The organism is Pseudoalteromonas sp. M58, assembly GCF_042604605.1.
Classification (GTDB): domain Bacteria; phylum Pseudomonadota; class Gammaproteobacteria; order Enterobacterales; family Alteromonadaceae; genus Pseudoalteromonas; species Pseudoalteromonas tetraodonis.
Genome location: NZ_CP152390.1, coordinates 1,280,102 through 1,298,777, shown reverse-complemented (window position 1 = coordinate 1,298,777; position 18,676 = coordinate 1,280,102). Strand labels below are relative to the sequence as shown.

Below are 18,676 nucleotides of genomic sequence, written 5' to 3'. Positions count from 1 at the left end.
TAAACGCACAGGACTCACTTTAGTCACTGTGCGTTTTTAATAACAAACCCGTTATTGGTATGGGCTTATGCTAGATAAGCTAAAATCACTTTGCATTATTACGTTACCATCAATGCCTTTGAGCTTAAGTGACACGCCTGGATCTGCTTGCTGCCAATCAATGGTTAAATCGCCATAGTTAACATTATGCGTGTAATCACCGACACGATGTTTATTGGGGCTAACGTCTTTCCATTTTTCAGTCAGGCCTGAGCTGGTCATTTCAATGAGTGGGTAATCAAGATTGTGTTGATACCTTGAAATTTCCCCCCAATGGGTATCGCCGCTGATGATCACCACGCCATTTACGTGGTGTTTTTTAATTAACGCAAATAAACGGTTTCTGTCCTCTGGAAAATTTGCCCACGATTCCCAGCCAGTAAAATCAGGCAGTAACTGTAAGCTTGATGCGATTAGTTTAATCGCTGCTGGCTTTTTAAGTTCGGCTTCAAGCCATTGCCACTGCGCCTCCCCTAGCATAGACGCGCCTTTTACTTCAGTTGGACTGTACGGGCCTTGGTTATTTGCTTTACGCTTTGTAAAATACTCAAGTTCGCTCACTGAATTAAGCTTATCGCGATTAAAGCGTAAGTCAGGCATGATCACCTGCACGGTTTGCTCGCCTTCGCCATACATGTACGAGGTATAAATACCATCAGCACGGGTTCGGCGCGCTGAGTTTGCCGGTTCATCCCAAAAATCGAGCATAATTTGCCGTGATGCTTCTTTATGCGGGTACTCTTTACCCGCATCGTTTTGACCATAGTCGTGATCGTCCCACATGGCTATTAGGGGTGTATTTGCTTTTAAGGTTTTAAAGCCAGGCTTTTCCCCTAATCGTTGGTATTTATTTTTAAGCACGGCCATGTCGTTAGTATCGCCATAAATGTTATCGCCTAAAAATATAAACAAATCACCCTGCTCTTTATTAATCGCATTAAAGATGGGGATGTCTTTATCTTGATGCCCACACGAGCCAAACAATATTTTAGACGGCGCAGCCATTGCGCCACCACTAATAACAAAAGCAAGTAACAGCGCTGAATGATTAAAGGTTTTTAGTAACTGTTTCATTTTAAAATCTCATTAATAGCCGGTGCCATATTAGGGTTAATCGTGTTTGGGTTTTGCCCAAGTGCTTTTAAAACGGTGGCGGCAATTTGCGCTTGTTTAAGCTCATTATCGGTTTTTATTAAGCCATTACCTTTAATTGTAGGGCCAATGGCAGCAAGCCAAATATGCTCTGAGCCAATAATTCCCTCAGGAAATGCCTTTTTACCCTGCTCCGACTTTGCTAATGCCCGTTTAGAGCTGTGATGTTGCCAATCGTTTGCGTAGCTGCCACGGCCGTGATCGGTAGTAACAATTAACGTAGTATTATTTTTATAACCTGCTGTGCTTTGAATGGTTTGCCATAAATCTTTTAAAAATGCATCGCTTTGTTTGGCCGACTTTAAGTAAGCATCGTAATGGCCATCGTGAGCAAAATCGTCAGTTTCCCCTAAGCTAATCACCAATAATCTTGGCTTTTTAGCCAGCATATAGGCTTTAGCAAATCGATAGGTAAAACTATCAAGCCGCACATTGTGCCATGGGCTGGGGATTTCTGTTTGTAATGCGTTTAACAGGGGGGCATCGGCAAATAAATCATCGGCTATAGGCATAAATCCTGCATTTACATGCACATGACTACGCTTAGTATTTACAATATAAGGAAACACATCCCAGCTACCAAATAAAGCCGTGCTGTTTTTAAATTCAGGCTGCGCATCTAATCGCTCTAAAATGGTTTTATTTGGATTAAATACTTTATCGTTACTGTTAATGTTTTCATTCACTTCGCCGGTAAGAATTTCGTTATAACCAGGGTATGAAAAAAACCATGGATTACTCACTGACATCGCTGAGCCGTTTGCTCTGTCGCCCATAATGACGCCTTGAGTGGCAATCGTTTGTGTTAAAAACGGCATTAATAATTGCTGGCGCTGTTGCACCCTTTCATCCCAAAATTCATTGCTTAACTGTGCTGGTTGCTTAACAAATTCTTTATTATTAAGCAGGTTTTTATCAGTACCATTAAATACTTCCTGCCAGCGCACGCCGTCAAGGGTGACTAACACTACATTTTGTTGAGCAGCCAATGCCACATTATTAAACAATAAAATTAAACTTAACCCGATAATTTTTATCATGCTTTTCATGGTGTTCTCATCAACTTTATATAGTAAAAAGCCCATCGATGATGGGCTTATATAAGATTACTTTAGGTTTAAAAAGTAGCCGTTAATGTAACCGCTGCTGTGCGTGGCGAGCCGATAAAGTAAGTACTCCCATTGCCCGTACCACCTGCCAAGTAACTTTTATCGGTAATGTTATAAACCACAAAGGCAATATCAACCGCTTTAAACGGGCCTGCGTTAACTTCGGCTGAATAACCTGCGTTTAAATCAAGCACGGTGTAGCTATCTACATCGCCACGCTCACCGGTGTATTTAGCCGATAAACCAAAGCGGAAATCGCCACTGTAGTAATCGGTTGATAGCACAAATAAATCATCCACTGAGTCAATTACTTTGCCTCCAGCTTCAAAGCCTGGCGCATCGCCTTTGTATTCAGAGCTATTATTGGTGTATGAGCTATATACATTCCACTCATTATTAAGCATATAACTTGCTGACAGCTCTAGACCTTTGGACTCAATACCGCCCACATTGAGGTACGAGCCGTTTGTGCCTATGGTGTAGTCTATACCGCCCGTGTCGCTGCCTGGTGCTATAAAGGTGATGCGGTTATCAAACTCAATTGAATAGGCCGTTGCTGTTAATTTAAGTGCATTATTTTGATAGCGCACACCCAGGTCAATATTTTCAGCGGTTTCTGGCTTAATTGCTGATAAGTCAGAGCTATCGCGTTCAAGCACACCGTCTTTAATGGCGGCAAAGTTTTCGCTATAGCTGGTAAATAACTCAGTATTACTATTTAGCTGATACAAAATACCACCACTAAATAGAATATCTGAATCACTGTTTACTTTAGCTGTTGTGGCGTTTTTATAGTGGTCATACTTTTCTATATCCACTAAGTATTTTTTTACCCCTAGGTTTAAGGTAAGGTCGCCAAATGCCATTGAGTCTTGTGCATACCATTTAAGCGTATCAGTCTCAAAGGTGTTTTTATATTGCGTCCAGTATGGGGTGCTATCAAAATGATGATAAATACGGGCATCGATTACTTTATGCCAATCACGCGACTCATCACGGTCACTTTGCTCATACCAAAAACCCGCTTCTATATCGTGCATGCCAAAGCTAGCTTGATAATTAGCAATTACCCCTAAACGATCTTTATTGTAATGAGTATGACGATAAGACATAACAGGCGTTGCATCAGCGTCGTAACACGCAGGATTAAGCTCAGGGCCCGACTCCCACGGCCAGTTTAAACTTGCGATACAACCTGCGTTCGGCGCAAGTGGATTACCGTTGCTATCTGTAAAGCCATAAGAGCCTGCGTTTGTGCCCCCCTCGGTGGTTGGGTTGCCATTTTCATCTACAGGGGACGTTAAATAAGGTGGGATCCAATCGCCACGACCAGAATTTTTATGATAATACGGGCTAACGGTTAATAATGATGTTGGAGAAATCGCGTATTCAAATTTTAAATAGCCTAGAGTATTTTCACGCAAGGTGCCCCAACCTTCTGCAAACATTTGGTCAAAGTGCGGAACGCCTGTCCAGTTCCATGTTAGCTGATCCCAATCAGGGGTTTGTTCAAATTGCTCTAGGCTCACGCTATTGTAGTTGCTCTCGCTTACATCGTCATACGATAAGCGCCCTGTAATAGTTAGCTCATCAAGGGTGGTAACAAATTTCGCTTCAGCGTGTTGGTTATCTTTTCCGCCATTGCTGCCTGAGCCAATCCAGCGGCTGGTATCGGTTTGTGAGTAACTCACGTACGCTTGGGTATTATCGAAAATGGTGCCAGTTTCGTGCTTAACATAATAACGCGAAGCATCGTGACTGCCTGAGGTATAAGCAAAGGTGGTGCTTTTATCTAAACTCGGTGCTTTACTTACAAAATTAAAAGTACCGCCTAATGCCTCTAATGAGGCAGATTTAATATCTGAGGTACCTTGGCCAACTTCCACTGTCACCAAGTTTTCGCTATCGAGATAACGATTCGCTTTAGCCCCGCCACCATAATTAGAGCCACCATTAGGAATGCCGTCTATCGTCATACCTAATTGCTGTTGGTTAGAGTCAATACTAAAACCACGCATGGTAATGGTTGTTGACCAATCATCGCCGCCAAATGCGTCTCCTTCGTTTATGCTAATCCCTGGCAAGTTATCAATTACCGATAACACACTCGATACCGAGCTTTGTTGTTCTAGCATCGCAGGTTCAATAACGTTGTTTGCATAACTGGTTGGTTTTGCAGTAACAGTTACTTCTTCTATCACGTTATCGTTAGCATAAGCTGAAGTTGATACCGCCATGGCCACAGCCATGCTCAAAATCGATTTATTTTTTAAAGCGTACATTGTTGTCCCATTTGATTCTAATTATAAAAGGTAATTATGAAAGCGGGCACAGTCTATTTTTTAAGTATGACAACGAGGGGCAATTTTATTGACAAACAGGTTAAAGAAATATGAGTTAATTATGACGTAAAGTAATCAAATCAAGCACATCGTAATTAAGAGCAATCAGACTAAAACAGCACCCAAAAGCCAAGGGACTCTCTAAAGTCATAAAATTTTCTCACTCTTTCTAACTGCAATTGATCAAAATCTTATTTAACTTAGATATAAAGAGTTAAGAGCCCATAAAGTGATAACTTTTAGCCCAAAAACACGGTTTTATACAAAGTTAAAAACCAATTTTGCAATCAGCTTTTTCTGGGCTATCTTTTTATTAACGCTTTAATTACAGGTAGCTGCACTATGTTTAATTTTTTCGCTAATAGCGCTGAGCAAGCATTAAAACAGTCTATTACGGCAATTGTTTCCATAGATGAAAAAAACAATATTGTCTTTTATAACAAAGCCGCGCAAAAATTATGGGGCTACACAGAAGATGAAGTACTCGGTCACAACATACGAAAACTAGTCCCTGACGAACATAAAACAAACCACGACGACTATGTAAATCATCATAGAGAAACCGGGCAAGACAAAATTGTTGGCAGCTACCGAGAAGTTGAGTTACAAACTAAATCGGGAAGTCGCATTTGGGTCGAATTAGCGCTTTCTCAGGTGAAAGTAAATAACAACAAACATTACACCGCTTTTATAAGAGATATATCAGCAGAGCGTGAAGCAAAAGAAATCAATGAACAATCGTTAGAGCAAGCCCTTGATGCAGTTGTATGTATTGATGAAAATAATTGTATCACTTTGTATAACAAAGCCGCAGAAACACTGTGGGGTTACAGTAAACAAGAAGTAATGGGAAACAATGTAAAAATGCTAGTACCCCATGCAATACAACATAACCATGATGAGCTTGTAAATGCAAACCGAGACACAGGTGTCGATAAAATAGTTGGTACCAGTAGAGTAGTTGAAATTGAACGCAAAGATGGAACAACCGTGTGGGGGCGATTATCGCTATCGAAAATTAAATTAGCTAATCGCGTTATTTACACAGCTTTTATCAAAGATGTAACGCAAGAGGTAATAACTAGAGAAGAACAACGGATGTTGTCACTTGTTGCAAACGAAACAGACAACGCGGTAATAATCACCGATCCTAAGGGCTATATTCAATATGTAAACAATGGATTTGAACGTTTAACAGGATACGCTTTAAGTGAAGTAAAAGGTAAGAAACCAGGCAGTTTTTTACAAGGCAAAGATTCTGACAAAAACATGATAGAAACGATACGCACACATCTTAAAAATCGAACTCCTTTTTATGGAGAAATATTAAACTATAAAAAATCGGGGAGTGCTTACTGGACCTCGCTATCTATCAACCCAGTAATAAGAGAAGGGAAATTAGAAAATTACATTGCAATTCAAGCTGATATATCTGAAGTAAAGCAAATGGCGCTTGATTTCACAAACAAACTAGAAACTATCGGCGAGTCTATAGCTATGTTGCAAGTGTCTCTTCATGGTGAAATACTTGATTGTAACGAATTACTAAAAACGGCATTAAAACCCAATTTTTCTGTAGAAGAGTTTGCTAAAAATCTGATTTCTGATCTCAGCGTTGAAGAAAGAGCATTTTTAGACAAAAACAAACATATCTCAAAAACTTTTGAACTTGAAAAAAATAATCAATACAGTGCCTTTGATGCGAGAATATGTGCTCTTCGTGATGTTAATGGTCAAACCACTAGTTATATGTTTATAGGTTTAAACATAACGGAAAGAAAAAAAGCAGTTAATCAAACTCAAATATCAATGAAAGAATTATTAGATATAAGCCAAACCATCAGCAAAATAGTAGAAACAATTAATGGAATATCAGAGCAAACAAATTTACTTGCACTCAATGCTGCTATTGAAGCCGCAAGAGCAGGTGAAATGGGACGCGGTTTTGCCGTTGTTGCTGACGAGGTAAGAACTCTTGCAGGCAATTCAAAGGCATCTTCTGAAGAAATAAACGGCTACATAAAAGAAACGGTTACTAAAATTCAAGAGCTTGCAGAATTATCTAAAAAGATAGATTCATAAATCCGCTTTTAAGTAATAAGCCCACATTTGTGGGCTTATTAGTGAGAACTCTTTGAAACTTAAACTAACTCAGCAAGCATCTCATCACTATAAGGTGTCACTTCTTCACCATTTTTAATTTTGCTAATGTAATTTGGGTTAGCAATAAGTGGGCGACCAATGGCAATTAAATCAAATTTATTATCGTTGATCGCTTGTTTGGCAGTTTCAAAACTATAACTACCTACACCCACTAAGGTACTTGCATAACCAGCTCGTAAAAATTCAGAGGTTGATTTACCTTCTAGTGAATCAAAACGCATGCTGTCGTCAAAAATACCGCCGTGTAGATAGGCTAGTTTGCGGTTTTCAAGCTCTGGTAATAAGTAGTCAAATACTGCTTTATCACGGTTATCTTCGCTCATATTAAAGTAGGCACCTGGTGTTAAACGCATAGCGGTACGCTCATTGCCTACAACATCAATAATTGCATCAGTTACTTCCAGTGCAAAACGAGACATATTTTCTGGTGTTTGCCCGTACTCGTCATCACGTTCATTTGCCGCATAATGTAAAAATTGGTCAATTAAATAACCATTAGCACCATGAATTTCCACGCCGTCAAAACCTGCTTCCATCGCGTTTTCTGCCGCTTTAGCGTAGTCAGCCACTAAGCCTTTAATATCATCTTTAGTGGCAGCTTTTGGCGTAATATAAGTTAGCTCACGCATACGCGGTACTGAACCTTCAACCCCTATCGCCGATGGCGCCAGAACATCACCACCAAAAAAGTGAGGGTGAGCAACACGGCCAACATGCCATAATTGCGCGAACATTTTACCGCCATTGGCATGCACGGCGTCAGTGACTTTTTTCCAACCTTGAACTTGTTCATTAGTGAAGATACCCGGTGTATTTGGGTAACCTTGTGCATCGGCACGAATAATAATTGCTTCACTAATAATTAATCCTACATCAGCACGGCGAGCGTAGTAATCAACCATAGCTTGTGTAGGCACTAAATTGTCATCTGCCATACAACGAGTTAGTGGTGCCATTAGTACGCGGTTTTGCAGTTCAATGCTGTTATTTAATTTAAAAGGTGAAAGTAAGTCTATCGACATAATGTTTATCCTTTGTTGAATGTACATTCAAGATAAGGTCACTTGAATGAATATTCAAGTATAATTTTGAAACTTTGTTCAAGATTGCGTAAACTGCTTTACCTAAACGCTGCTTAAGGTAGGATTATTGCTGAAAGTTCGCTTTACCTACTCTGCCAACGAGAAGAGTCATTATGAGAACTGCAGAATTTGATACAGAGTTTGTACTGCGCCAAGCAATGGCGATGTTTATGCTTCACGGTTATGCAAAAACCAGTATGCAAAAACTGACTCAAGCAACCCATTTACATCCGGGCTCGTTATACGCAGCATTTGGAAGTAAAAAAGGCATTTTTTTAGCCGCTACTGAGCAATACCAAACCGATCGCAATACTCAATTTACTGCTCTGTTTGAGCACAGCAGTTGTATTTTAGATACGCTGAAACAATACCTTAATATCATTGTGCAAGAATGCGTTGACGGTGAAGCAACCAAAGTGTGCCTGCTCACAAAAAGCATTAGCGAGGTAGAGGGTAACGATCCACAAATTTGCCACGTATTGCGTACTAATTTAACTGCATATGAGCATGCTTTTGCGCAGCAGTTACAAAAAGCAATTGATAATAAAGAAATTACCAATGGCCGAAGTGCCATAGAGCTGGCACGATTTTGTGTTATGGGTATATATGGATTACGCACCTACGCATTAACAAACCAAGACCCCGACGCACTAAACCAACTAGCCAATGAGCTACTAGCAGCCATCAGCTAAACTAAATTTTAAAGCGCAGCAGCTCGCTGCTCTTTGTATACTCCACAGTGAGAGAGAGCCAAAAATGACCACCGATAATTTATCAAAGCAAGACGACGTAATTTTAGGCCTTGGCGCAAAAAAACGACTCGCATACATGTACGAAACCGTGCAGCAATTTAAGCAAGTGTGGATTTTAAACGATGACGACGGCTGCGTAATGCTCACTAACGAGGACGACGATTGCGTGCCGGTATGGCCAACACGAGAGTTCGCACAAGCCTGGGCAACCGGCGAATGGCAAGGCTGTACACCTAAAGCAATTCCAACAAACGATTGGTTTAGCCGCTGGACACCTGGCCTTGAAGAAGACGACTTACTGGTGGCCGTGTTCCCTACCGAAGAAGACGACGGCACAATTTTATTCCCTGATGAGTTTCAAGCCCAGTTGAGTAAATCAATTAGGAAGTACTAACTTCTAAAGCAGTGTTCACCTTAAACAAGCTTATTATAAGCATTAAAAGAAAAGTTTATTTACCAAAAGGTTATAAAGCATCTATTATAGTGTTGTAACTTACTTTTATAAAAATCGACCTGGGTGGACGTCAATTCCACCCCTGTAAAAAATCGAATAAAGTAATCAATGTTCAGGTAAATTTAATAAAAAATATACGTTTATTTTCTGTGTTTAAATTGGGGTCTACATGCTGTTCAATTCAAAATATAAAAACAAAATTAATGAGTTAAATAACGAGTTAATTCAATTAAAAAAAACCAATGAAAAGCTTGAAGCGCAATTGTTAGCAGCAAACAGCGAGCAATCACAACAAAACGACAATGAAATAGCAAATGATACAGCCTTTGTAAAACAGCGTGAATTAAACACATTATCATTACAGTCATCTGATTTAATTAGTGACATCAGAGAAAGCTTAGCCTCAACTTCACATAAACTAATTAATGATATTACGTCATTTAAGTCATCCCAAGAATTACTTGATACAATTTTAGATATGTTAGCAACGACTTCATCGTCAACACATAATATCTCAAGAGATACAAAATCAGCCACTAAATCCGTTAAAGAATTGCAGTCAGTAACAATCGGAATTAATGATTTTGTAAACATAATTAAAGGGATTTCTGATCAAACAAATTTACTTGCACTTAATGCGGCCATCGAGGCCGCTAGAGCCGGAGAGCAAGGACGAGGCTTTGCTGTTGTGGCAGATGAAGTAAGAACGCTCGCTCAGCGCTCTTCTGATGCATCTAACGAGATCTCTAATTTAATAGCTAAGGTCAATGAGCAAATGCAAAGCGTTGTAACTAACATTACTAACGTTAGCGAAGAAAGTGATGGCATTGCAAATAGCTCATCAGAAATTGATGCTACCGCTAAAAAGGTGGTTGAACTATCACAAAATATGTATAGCGTTATTGTTAATTCAAGTGCCGATGCATTTATTCAAACAGTAAAAATGGATCACATTGTATGGAAATACGATATTTATAAAGTCATTTTAGGGCAATCAAATAAGACTGCAGAAGACTTTTCTGATCATACCATGTGTCGTTTAGGTAAATGGTATTACCAAGGTGAAGGTGCATTAAAATATTCAAGCATTAACGACTTTAAAGCATTAGAGCAACCACATGAAGATGTCCATAAGAATGGCTTTGCTGCTTTAGAAGCATTCCAATTAGGCGATATCAATACTGCTGTAGAAAAAGTATCTCTTATGGAGCAAGCAAGTTTTAAAGTAGTGGACATACTTAGCGCTTTATCACACAAAATTATGGATTATAACTGTAAATAAAATAGTCAAAAAACACCTCACTTTGCATAGCGTTATGGTTCATAATCATTTGGCTATGCATACCAAACTTATATAAATTAATCACAAACTAATGACACCTCCACCTAAGCACTGCTGTTCAATAATTAAACTAACTAAATTATTAACCCTTTAAGTAATCATTAACTATATTTTTATGATAGCGGGTCACGGTTTACTGATTCATCTTACCAATTCAGCGGTATTAAAAACACTTAGCCACATTGCAGCAATAATGAGCACTGTCGTTTAAATACTCTTTTATATTTAGGTTTTAATTATGTTTAAAGTTCATTTTAGTGTTGTATTCGCGACGTTATTTACTTTGCCCGTATGCTCACAAGAAGCGCAAACACAATCACTCGTGCAAAAAGCGTTAAGTAATGCGCCCACAATTATAAACTTATCAGCAAATCACCCTAACACCCTAGTAACGCCCGCTATTAATGAGCTCGATGCCAGCCCTGAGTCGGATTTAATTCGTTATGGGCGCTTATTAATTATTGATACCTATAAACAACTTCCCAATAACGTAAATAATAAGCTCAATTGTAGCACTTGCCATCTTAATGAAGGGCGTGTAGCCAAAGCCGCGCCTTATGTGGGCATGAATGTGGTATACCCTAAATATCGCTCTCGCAATGCACAAATAAACACCATTGAAGACAGAATTAACGGCTGTTTTCAACGCTCAATGAACGGTCAGCCACTGCCTACTAATTCAGTGCCAATGCAGGCTATTGTCAGCTACATGAACTTTTTATCACAAAATATAAAAACCAAAGACGACCTGCAAGGAAACACGGGCTTTGTCGCTATTAATAAAGAGCTAATACCAAACGCCGATAACGGAAAAACTCTTTACGTTCAGCACTGTGCAAGTTGTCACCAACTAGACGGTCAAGGCTTATATCCTAATAATACTTACATGTTCCCAGCCATTGCCGGCAGTCAGTCGTTTAATGATGGTGCAGGTATGGCACGCACTTACACCGCAGCGGCATTTATTAAAGGAAATATGCCATTGGGCCAAGAAGGCATGTTAACCGAGCAACAAGCTATTGATATTGCTTATTACTTTTCACATTTAGAACGCCCTATTTTTGCCAATAAAGCGGATGACTGGCCAAAAGGTGGCGCACCAAAAGACGTGCGTCGATAACAACGTACTGTAGCGTAATAATTTGCCACTCACTTATTTATCTTCTTGGAGCGATATAAAGTTAACAGCCACATTTTAAGTAAAAATACGCTGAAACAGTCATAACGATAATTATTCTGCTAAAAATGCAGTATAATTTTTAAGGATCACTAACTTAGGTATTACATGCGGTACACTTTCAATTTAATATGTTGTTTGCTACTACAAACCATTGGTTTTAGTGCATCTGCTGTAACACTAAACGAAAATGACAGCTTACAATTAAAATCAGCTATTTGGCATCAAGTAGATTTAGCTAAACCAACCCAAGGTGAGCAACTCGTTAATGCCTATGACAATGTTAATACTCCCATCACTTCGCTGTACAGTGCGAATGGCAGTGCAATAGCAAAAATTAGTTTAACCACAACGAGCGCTGGACGCTGGTATATAATACCCCAAGTTAATTACTTAGATAGTGGCGTTGCTTTTTATCAAGATGCTAGTGGGATCAGAAAAGTCGCTGACTTTTCACAAGATAGTGCCATCCCATCAGCCATTGTAATGCACAGCCGAGCTTTTGAATTACAACTAGAAGCTAATTCACACGGTGTTTTATGGCTTTATGTTAATGCTAAGCACTTTGCCAAACCTGTCAGCATTAACGTTATTCCTCAATCTAGGTTTGTTAAACTTCAGTTTTATATCAATTCATTAAGCTTAGTGTCTATAACGATAATGCTGACCTTGGCTTGCATGGCCTTGATCATGTTTTTTAAAACACGACATCGCGTGGCATTATTTTGTGCAGGTTACATAGGGTTACATGGCATTGGTTGGGCATTCGCAGCGGGGATAGCTGCGCTACTTTTTAATTACCATGCGATTAACACCCATTACTTTGGCATGTATATTTTTGCCTTTGCTATTGCCTCTGCCAGCTCATTTGCCTATTACTTATTTAACTTTGACCAACATACCCGTTCTGGTATTAGCCGATTTTTAAAGTACTTTTCCATAACGGCACTTGCCTGTGGTTTTTTAAACCTATTTTTATCCTTCCATTGGGTGTTCTATTTAGCTCACTTCCTCGCTGCAATTTGGGTGTATTTAAGCTTAAAGCTTGGCTTTACAATGCTGGAGATGAAGGACTTTAGAGCGAAATACTTTTTAACTGGCAACCTTGTTTATAGCTTATCCTTGGTTATTTTTATTTTATCGCACCTAAATTTAATAGAAATAAGTTCACCTGAATTATGGGTGCTTATTGCTCTGGCCATCGATTGTATCTGTATTTTGCTTTCTTTATCTGAATGGCTAAAAATAAAGCAAAACAATTATATAAAAGCGCTAGAGTTATCACGCATAGATCCACTCACCAAAGTAGGAAACCGGCTGCAATTACAACAAGTGCTCGATAACTTAGATAATTTTTACCTCATAGTGTTTATAGATTGCGACAATATTAAAAGCGTTAACGATCACCTAGGTCATGCTCACGGTGACAAACTACTCATTGAAGTTACACGGTTAATTAAAAGCGCGTTAGCCGATAAAGGTGAGGTATGCAGAACTGGCGGTGATGAGTTTATTTGTGTGTGTAACGTTAAATCAGCACAACAGCTCGGCCAACTCACCCTGAGCATCAACGAATCGTTAAATTATATTCATCAACAAGTACAGAAAAACTGGCCCCTATCAGGCCTGAGCTATGGCATAGCAAGTAGTGAGGAATGTAATGACTACAAAGCCTGCTTAACCTTAGCCGACCAACGAATGTATACATTAAAGCACCAACGTAAAAACAAACGTCAACACGTTTAGTGTTATTACAGGCACAAAAAAGGACGCTAAAAGCGTCCTAATATAGAATAATGGTGGAGAGAGAGGGATTCGAACCCTCGTTAGGGATTAACCTAAACACACTTTCCAGGCGTGCGCCTTCAGCCACTCAGCCATCTCTCCACAATGTTGCATTGCAACAGCGCGCTATAGTATGAAATACACTTGCTTGGTGCAAGGCCTTTTTAACATCACGCTTTTAACTGCTCAATAATCAAACTAACCACCTATAAGCAAATAAAAAAGGCGATACCTGAGTATCGCCTTTATCTAATGCATTATATTGCCATCTATTATTTTGCCATATTGGCTGTAAAATCAAGCATGCGATTTAATGATTTAAGTGCGCCTTCGCGCAAATCCATGTCAACAAACACTTCTTTACCGCTGGCATCAATCAGTGCTTCCTCAATCGCTTGTAAGCCATTCATTGCCATCCATGGGCAGTGAGCGCAAGTTTTACACGTAGCGCCGCTACCGGCCGTTGGAGCTTCGAAAAACTCTTTCTCTGGGCATAGTTGCTGCATTTTATAAAAAATACCGCGATCGGTGGCTACAATAAACTTTTTATTAGGCATAGTTTGCGCTGCTTTAATTAGCTGGCTAGTAGAGCCAACTGCATCGGCTAATTCAACAATTTCAGCCGGTGATTCTGGATGCACAAGTACGCCCGCATCTGGGTGCAATGCCTTCATGTCTTTTAAGGCTTTGGTTTTAAATTCGTCATGTACGATACATGCGCCGTTCCACATGATCATATCGGCACCGGTATTCTTTTGAATATAGCTGCCTAAATGCTTATCTGGGCCCCAAATAATTTTTTCGCCTTGCTCATCTAAGTGCTCTACTATTTCAAGTGCACACGATGAGGTAACAATCCAATCAGCACGCGCTTTAACCGCGGTAGAGGTGTTAGCGTATACCACCACTTTACGATCTGGGTGTTGATCACAAAATGCTGAAAATTCATCAACAGGGCAACCAATATCTAATGAACAAGTCGCTTCAAGTGTTGGCATCACCACAGTTTTATTGGGGGTTAAAATTTTAGCGGTTTCACCCATAAAACGTACGCCCGCGACAATGATCATGTCGGCTTCGTGTCTAGCGCCAAAGCGTGCCATTTCTAGTGAATCGGCTACACAACCGCCTGTTTCTTCAGCGAGTGCCTGAATTTCAGGATCAGTGTAATAATGAGCAACAAGTACCGCGTTTTTTTCTTGCAGTAACTGCTTTATTCGCGCTTTATATTCGCCTTTTTCGTCTTGTGTTAACGGAGCTGGCTTAGGAGGAAAGATATAGCCTTCTGGCATAATAGTTTGAGCTAAACTCATTGTTCTCGACCACTTTATTTACAGTGTAATTAATAGTGCAAATTATACGAGAAACGAACACTAAATAATAGCAATCTAACAAGGCAGTTTATAAATAAAAATTAGGGAGATAGTCGGAAATATTTTATATCGAAGAAAGTGTAACAGAAGTGGTGGGTCATGATGGACTTGAACCATCGACCAATGGATTAAAAGTCCACTGCTCTACCAACTGAGCTAATGACCCGCTCTGATTTACTTATAAAAGTAAGTACGCGTAAATCCGCCGATTATAACCATTCAATAGAGAATGGTGGGTCATGATGGACTTGAACCATCGACCAATGGATTAAAAGTCCACTGCTCTACCAACTGAGCTAATGACCCGCTCATTGTGTTTGTTAACACATTGCGTAAATCCGCCGATTAAGACCAAACTTTATTAACAATAAAGAATGGTGGGTCATGATGGACTTGAACCATCGACCAATGGATTAAAAGTCCACTGCTCTACCAACTGAGCTAATGACCCGCTCTGGTTTACTTATAAAAAGTAAGTGCGCGTAAATCCGCCGATTAGACCATTCTAAATATAAAAAAGAATGGTGGGTCATGATGGACTTGAACCATCGACCAATGGATTAAAAGTCCACTGCTCTACCAACTGAGCTAATGACCCGCTCTGGTTTACTTATAAAAAGTAAGTACGCGTAAATCCGCCGATTAGACCATTCTAATATAAAAAGAATGGTGGGTCATGATGGACTTGAACCATCGACCAATGGATTAAAAGTCCACTGCTCTACCAACTGAGCTAATGACCCGCTCTGATTTACTTATAAAAGTAAGTACGCGTAAATCCGCCGATTATAACCATTCAATAGAGAATGGTGGGTCATGATGGACTTGAACCATCGACCAATGGATTAAAAGTCCACTGCTCTACCAACTGAGCTAATGACCCGCTCATTGTGTTTGTTAACACATTGCGTAAATCCGCCGATTAAGACCAAACTTTATTAACAATAAAGGATGGTGGGTCATGATGGACTTGAACCATCGACCAATGGATTAAAAGTCCACTGCTCTACCAACTGAGCTAATGACCCGCTCTTTTTGTCGCATTTCGAGTGGGGTTACCATTCGTTTGCTGCGGGCGCTTATAATACTTATTTATAAAATGAGTGCAACCGAAATTGTCTCTTTTTTTAAGTTTTTATGTCTAGTTGAGCAATTTTAGACCGCTTATGACAAAAAGCAGTCTAATCAAGCATCAACATTTATTTTGATAAGCGTTCTGTGGCTAATTTAGCAGCAGTTGTACTTGGGTACTGATTGATAAGCTCATTCAGTATTTTTTGTGCTTCTGCCTTCAAACCTTGCTCTTGTAAAAGTGTACCAAGCTTTAACATCGCATCTGGGCGTTTATTTGAATTTGGAAATTCGTTAACAACTACTTTAAAGTGCTCGGCTGCTTTTACACCGTCATTTTTAATCGTTAATAGTTGTCCCAGCCAATAATGTGCGTTTGAGGTGTACACTGAATTTGGATACGTTGTTAAGAACGCTTGAAATTCTGGAATAGCTTGGTCGTAGCGTTTATCTTTCATTATAAGCGCAACAGCACGTTCGTACGCTTCGTTTTCAGATAAATCGCTGCTGTAGCTCTGCTCATTACTTGGCTGTGTGTAGTCTGTTGTAGGCGCTGGAGCGGTCGGCTTTGCATACGCTTGGCTAACACGGTTCTCAATTTCTTGATAAAGCTCGCGTTGACGCTGGAGTACTTTTTCAAGCTTATAGCTTTGCTCTTCAGTTACTCCGCGTATTTGACTAACTTCATCTTGCAGTAAATTGAGCTGTTGCTGTAACTCTACTTGTAAAAAATTACGCTGTTGCATCATACTTTCAAGTGTTGCTAAACGCTTTTCAATGCTTGACTGTGAACTTGCAGCTTCTGAAACAGGAGCGGGAGCAGCCATTAACTGGGTGCTCCCGCTCAATATCATGGCTGCCAAAATAATTTTCGGCTTCATAATATCTCTTATCTTAGTAAACTAGTACCGCACGGCGGTTTTTAGCGAAAGCTGCTTCTGTGCGAGTCTTAACCATTGGCTTTTCTTCGCCGTAGCTAACTACTGACATTTGGCTTGCAGAAACACCTAAGCTTTGTAGGTATTTTTCAACTGCTTGTCCACGGTGCTCACCAAGTGCAATGTTGTACTCTGGCGTACCGCGCTCATCTGCGTGGCCTTCAATTAATACTTTAACAGAAGGATTTTTAACTAAAAACTCAGCGTGTGCACGAAGTAAGTCTGCATATTTGCTTTCAACTGTCGCTTTATCAAAGTCAAAGTAGATAATTTGCTCTTGACGAAGCGCTTCGTACTTTTGACGAAGTTGCTCTTCTGCTTGTTGCTCTGGCGTCATTGTGGCTACTTCAACTGTATCCGTTGTTGTTTGCTCAACAGTTGCTTGGTTTGACTGGTTAGCTGCATTTTCGTCGATATCTGAAGATGAGCTACAAGCTGCTAGTGTCATTACTGGCACAGCAATTAGCAGGCCTTTAAGTATTTTGTTAAGTTGCATTGAGTAGATTCCTATTTTGAGTAAACCAGCAATTATTACTGTAAATATGGCGACCAAGCCGGTGCCTTTACTTGTCCATCAAGCACAGGTAAACGTGCTTTAAAACGGCCGTCCATCGATACTAGCGCAAGTACCTGTTTATTATTGTGGAGCGTGCTGTATATAATCATCGAGCCATTCGGCGCTATGCTCGGTGATTCGTCAAGGCGAGTTCGTGTTAAAACTTGAAACGCACCTGTAGCCAACTCTTTCTTAGCAAGATGATACTGTCCGTTAGTACGGTTTACCATCACTAATTCTTTTCCGTCTGGCGAAATAGAACCCGCTAGGTTCATGTCACCGTCAAAGGTTAATCTTTGCGTTCTGCCAGTTTTTAAATTTAACTTATAAATCTGAGCATTACCACCCCTTTCCGACGTAAATACTATATCTTCACCATTTGGGTACCACGAAGGTTCGGTATCTATACTACGATGGCGTGTTAATCGCGTCTCTTTACGTGTTAGTAAGTCTAATAAGTAAACCTCAGTTGCACCAGTTTTATCTTTTGACAGCACTAGCAGTAACTTTTTACCATCTGGCGAGAACTGCGGCGCGCCGTTAATTCCCTTGTAGCTGGTGATCAATTCGCGTTTACCCGTATAAATGTCTTGAATGTAAATTTGGCTCTGGCGATTTTCAAAGGTTACATACGCTAACTTAGTACCGTCAGGTGACCAAACCGGTGACATTAATGGCTCTTTTGAACGCAATAATACTTGTTCATTAAAACCATCGTAATCAGCAACCACTAACTGATAAGGCTTTTCTTCGGTATCACGTACAATAACATAGGCTATTTTTGTTAAAAACGCGCCTTTTTCGCCAGTTAGCTTTTCATAAATAACATCACTAATGCGGTGCGAGTATCGACGAAATCCAGTTTCACCAATTACGCTTTGACGTGCTTCTAAAATATGGTCTTGGCTTTGAACAAGCTTACCGTTGCTCATCATTTGTGTTTCACCGCCAGTAATTTGGCCGCGAATAACATCAACAAGCTCATAACGTACTAAGTAACGTCCGTTGGTTTGCTGTTCTACTTCACCCACTAAAACCGCTTCAACGCCTTTATTAACCCAAGCGCCGTAATCAATATCGCCGTCTTTATGTGGTTGTTGAGGCATTTGTGAAACGCTAACTGGCTTAAATTTACCACTGCGCATTAGATCAGCAGCAATAACATCGCTAAGCTGCTCTGGAATAGGGCCAATACCTTGGTATTTAAAAGGCACAATCGCAATCGGTCTTGCACCGTCTATTCCTTCAGTAATAACAATTTCAAGTGCCGCGTGTGCAACGCCCTGAAACCCTAATATTAAAACTAAACAGGCTATTTTAATTTTGTTAAACATGTCATCC

At 40.0% G+C, this 18,676-nt stretch carries 14 protein-coding genes and 8 tRNA genes; 6 read left to right on the top strand and 16 right to left on the bottom strand.

Annotated elements, in window-relative coordinates:
- Nucleotides 1–51: 51 nt before the first annotated feature.
- The 3 genes from AAGD16_RS06055 to AAGD16_RS06045 form a co-directional block, all read right to left on the bottom strand.
- Nucleotides 52–1,113: an alkaline phosphatase D family protein gene (locus tag AAGD16_RS06055; RefSeq protein ID WP_377114267.1), complete on the bottom strand. Its 1,062-nt coding sequence runs from the start codon at nucleotides 1,111–1,113 to the stop codon at nucleotides 52–54.
- Nucleotides 1,110–2,240, bottom strand: a complete 1,131-nt coding sequence (locus AAGD16_RS06050) for an alkaline phosphatase family protein (protein ID WP_377114264.1) — start codon at nucleotides 2,238–2,240, stop codon at nucleotides 1,110–1,112. The genes AAGD16_RS06055 and AAGD16_RS06050 overlap by 4 nt, the downstream gene beginning before the upstream one ends.
- A gap of 68 nt (nucleotides 2,241–2,308) precedes the next feature.
- Nucleotides 2,309–4,582: a TonB-dependent receptor domain-containing protein gene (locus AAGD16_RS06045; protein ID WP_290191479.1), complete on the bottom strand. Its 2,274-nt coding sequence runs from the start codon at nucleotides 4,580–4,582 to the stop codon at nucleotides 2,309–2,311.
- A 402-nt stretch (nucleotides 4,583–4,984) separates the two neighbouring features.
- On the opposite strand from AAGD16_RS06045, the gene AAGD16_RS06040 reads away from it, so the two are divergent.
- Nucleotides 4,985–6,724 carry a PAS domain S-box protein gene (locus AAGD16_RS06040; protein WP_377114261.1) on the top strand — a complete coding sequence of 580 codons (1,740 nt, stop codon included), beginning with the start codon at nucleotides 4,985–4,987 and terminating at the stop codon, nucleotides 6,722–6,724.
- 59 nt (nucleotides 6,725–6,783) lie between these two features.
- Here the strand turns inward: AAGD16_RS06040 and AAGD16_RS06035 are convergent, their stop codons facing one another.
- Nucleotides 6,784–7,827: an alkene reductase gene (locus AAGD16_RS06035; protein ID WP_377114258.1), complete on the bottom strand. Its 1,044-nt coding sequence runs from the start codon at nucleotides 7,825–7,827 to the stop codon at nucleotides 6,784–6,786.
- Between the two features lie 173 nt (nucleotides 7,828–8,000).
- Here AAGD16_RS06035 and AAGD16_RS06030 point away from each other — a divergent pair, with 173 nt between their 5' ends.
- The 5 genes from AAGD16_RS06030 to AAGD16_RS06010 all read left to right on the top strand — a co-directional run bounded on the left by AAGD16_RS06030 (nucleotide 8,001) and on the right by AAGD16_RS06010 (nucleotide 13,358).
- Complete coding sequence (locus AAGD16_RS06030) at nucleotides 8,001–8,579, top strand: TetR/AcrR family transcriptional regulator (RefSeq protein WP_013464648.1); 579 nt, start codon at nucleotides 8,001–8,003, stop codon at nucleotides 8,577–8,579.
- Nucleotides 8,580–8,643: 64 nt separating this feature from the next.
- Nucleotides 8,644–9,033: a DUF2750 domain-containing protein gene (locus tag AAGD16_RS06025; protein ID WP_013464647.1), complete on the top strand. Its 390-nt coding sequence runs from the start codon at nucleotides 8,644–8,646 to the stop codon at nucleotides 9,031–9,033.
- A 229-nt stretch (nucleotides 9,034–9,262) separates the two neighbouring features.
- Nucleotides 9,263–10,375: a methyl-accepting chemotaxis protein gene (locus AAGD16_RS06020; protein WP_013464646.1), complete on the top strand. Its 1,113-nt coding sequence runs from the start codon at nucleotides 9,263–9,265 to the stop codon at nucleotides 10,373–10,375.
- A gap of 298 nt (nucleotides 10,376–10,673) precedes the next feature.
- Nucleotides 10,674–11,555, top strand: a complete 882-nt coding sequence (locus AAGD16_RS06015) for a c-type cytochrome (protein WP_013464645.1) — start codon at nucleotides 10,674–10,676, stop codon at nucleotides 11,553–11,555.
- A gap of 165 nt (nucleotides 11,556–11,720) precedes the next feature.
- Nucleotides 11,721–13,358: a diguanylate cyclase domain-containing protein gene (locus AAGD16_RS06010; protein ID WP_377114252.1), complete on the top strand. Its 1,638-nt coding sequence runs from the start codon at nucleotides 11,721–11,723 to the stop codon at nucleotides 13,356–13,358.
- A gap of 51 nt (nucleotides 13,359–13,409) precedes the next feature.
- On the opposite strand, the gene AAGD16_RS06005 is transcribed toward AAGD16_RS06010, so the two are convergent.
- The 12 genes from AAGD16_RS06005 to tolB form a co-directional block, all read right to left on the bottom strand.
- A tRNA-Ser gene (locus AAGD16_RS06005) sits at nucleotides 13,410–13,499 on the bottom strand.
- A 170-nt stretch (nucleotides 13,500–13,669) separates the two neighbouring features.
- The gene (gene nadA / locus AAGD16_RS06000; protein ID WP_013464643.1) at nucleotides 13,670–14,710 is read right to left on the bottom strand and encodes a quinolinate synthase NadA; all 1,041 of its coding nucleotides are present in this window, start codon (nucleotides 14,708–14,710) and stop codon (nucleotides 13,670–13,672) included.
- A gap of 150 nt (nucleotides 14,711–14,860) precedes the next feature.
- Nucleotides 14,861–14,936 (bottom strand) — tRNA-Lys (locus tag AAGD16_RS05995).
- Nucleotides 14,937–15,000: 64 nt separating this feature from the next.
- Nucleotides 15,001–15,076 (bottom strand) — tRNA-Lys (locus AAGD16_RS05990).
- 69 nt (nucleotides 15,077–15,145) lie between these two features.
- A tRNA-Lys gene (locus tag AAGD16_RS05985) sits at nucleotides 15,146–15,221 on the bottom strand.
- A 71-nt stretch (nucleotides 15,222–15,292) separates the two neighbouring features.
- Nucleotides 15,293–15,368, bottom strand: a tRNA-Lys gene (locus tag AAGD16_RS05980).
- Nucleotides 15,369–15,437: 69 nt separating this feature from the next.
- Nucleotides 15,438–15,513: transfer RNA gene (locus AAGD16_RS05975), tRNA-Lys, on the bottom strand.
- Nucleotides 15,514–15,577: 64 nt separating this feature from the next.
- Nucleotides 15,578–15,653, bottom strand: a tRNA-Lys gene (locus AAGD16_RS05970).
- Between the two features lie 69 nt (nucleotides 15,654–15,722).
- Nucleotides 15,723–15,798 (bottom strand) — tRNA-Lys (locus AAGD16_RS05965).
- 171 nt (nucleotides 15,799–15,969) lie between these two features.
- On the bottom strand, nucleotides 15,970–16,722 hold the full coding sequence (gene ybgF, locus AAGD16_RS05960) for a tol-pal system protein YbgF (protein ID WP_013464642.1): 753 nt from the start codon (nucleotides 16,720–16,722) through the stop codon (nucleotides 15,970–15,972).
- A 13-nt stretch (nucleotides 16,723–16,735) separates the two neighbouring features.
- Complete coding sequence (gene pal, locus AAGD16_RS05955; RefSeq protein ID WP_013464641.1) at nucleotides 16,736–17,275, bottom strand: peptidoglycan-associated lipoprotein Pal; 540 nt, start codon at nucleotides 17,273–17,275, stop codon at nucleotides 16,736–16,738.
- Between the two features lie 35 nt (nucleotides 17,276–17,310).
- Nucleotides 17,311–18,669 carry a Tol-Pal system beta propeller repeat protein TolB gene (gene tolB, locus AAGD16_RS05950; RefSeq protein ID WP_013464640.1) on the bottom strand — a complete coding sequence of 453 codons (1,359 nt, stop codon included), beginning with the start codon at nucleotides 18,667–18,669 and terminating at the stop codon, nucleotides 17,311–17,313.
- Nucleotides 18,670–18,676: the final 7 nt, after the last annotated feature.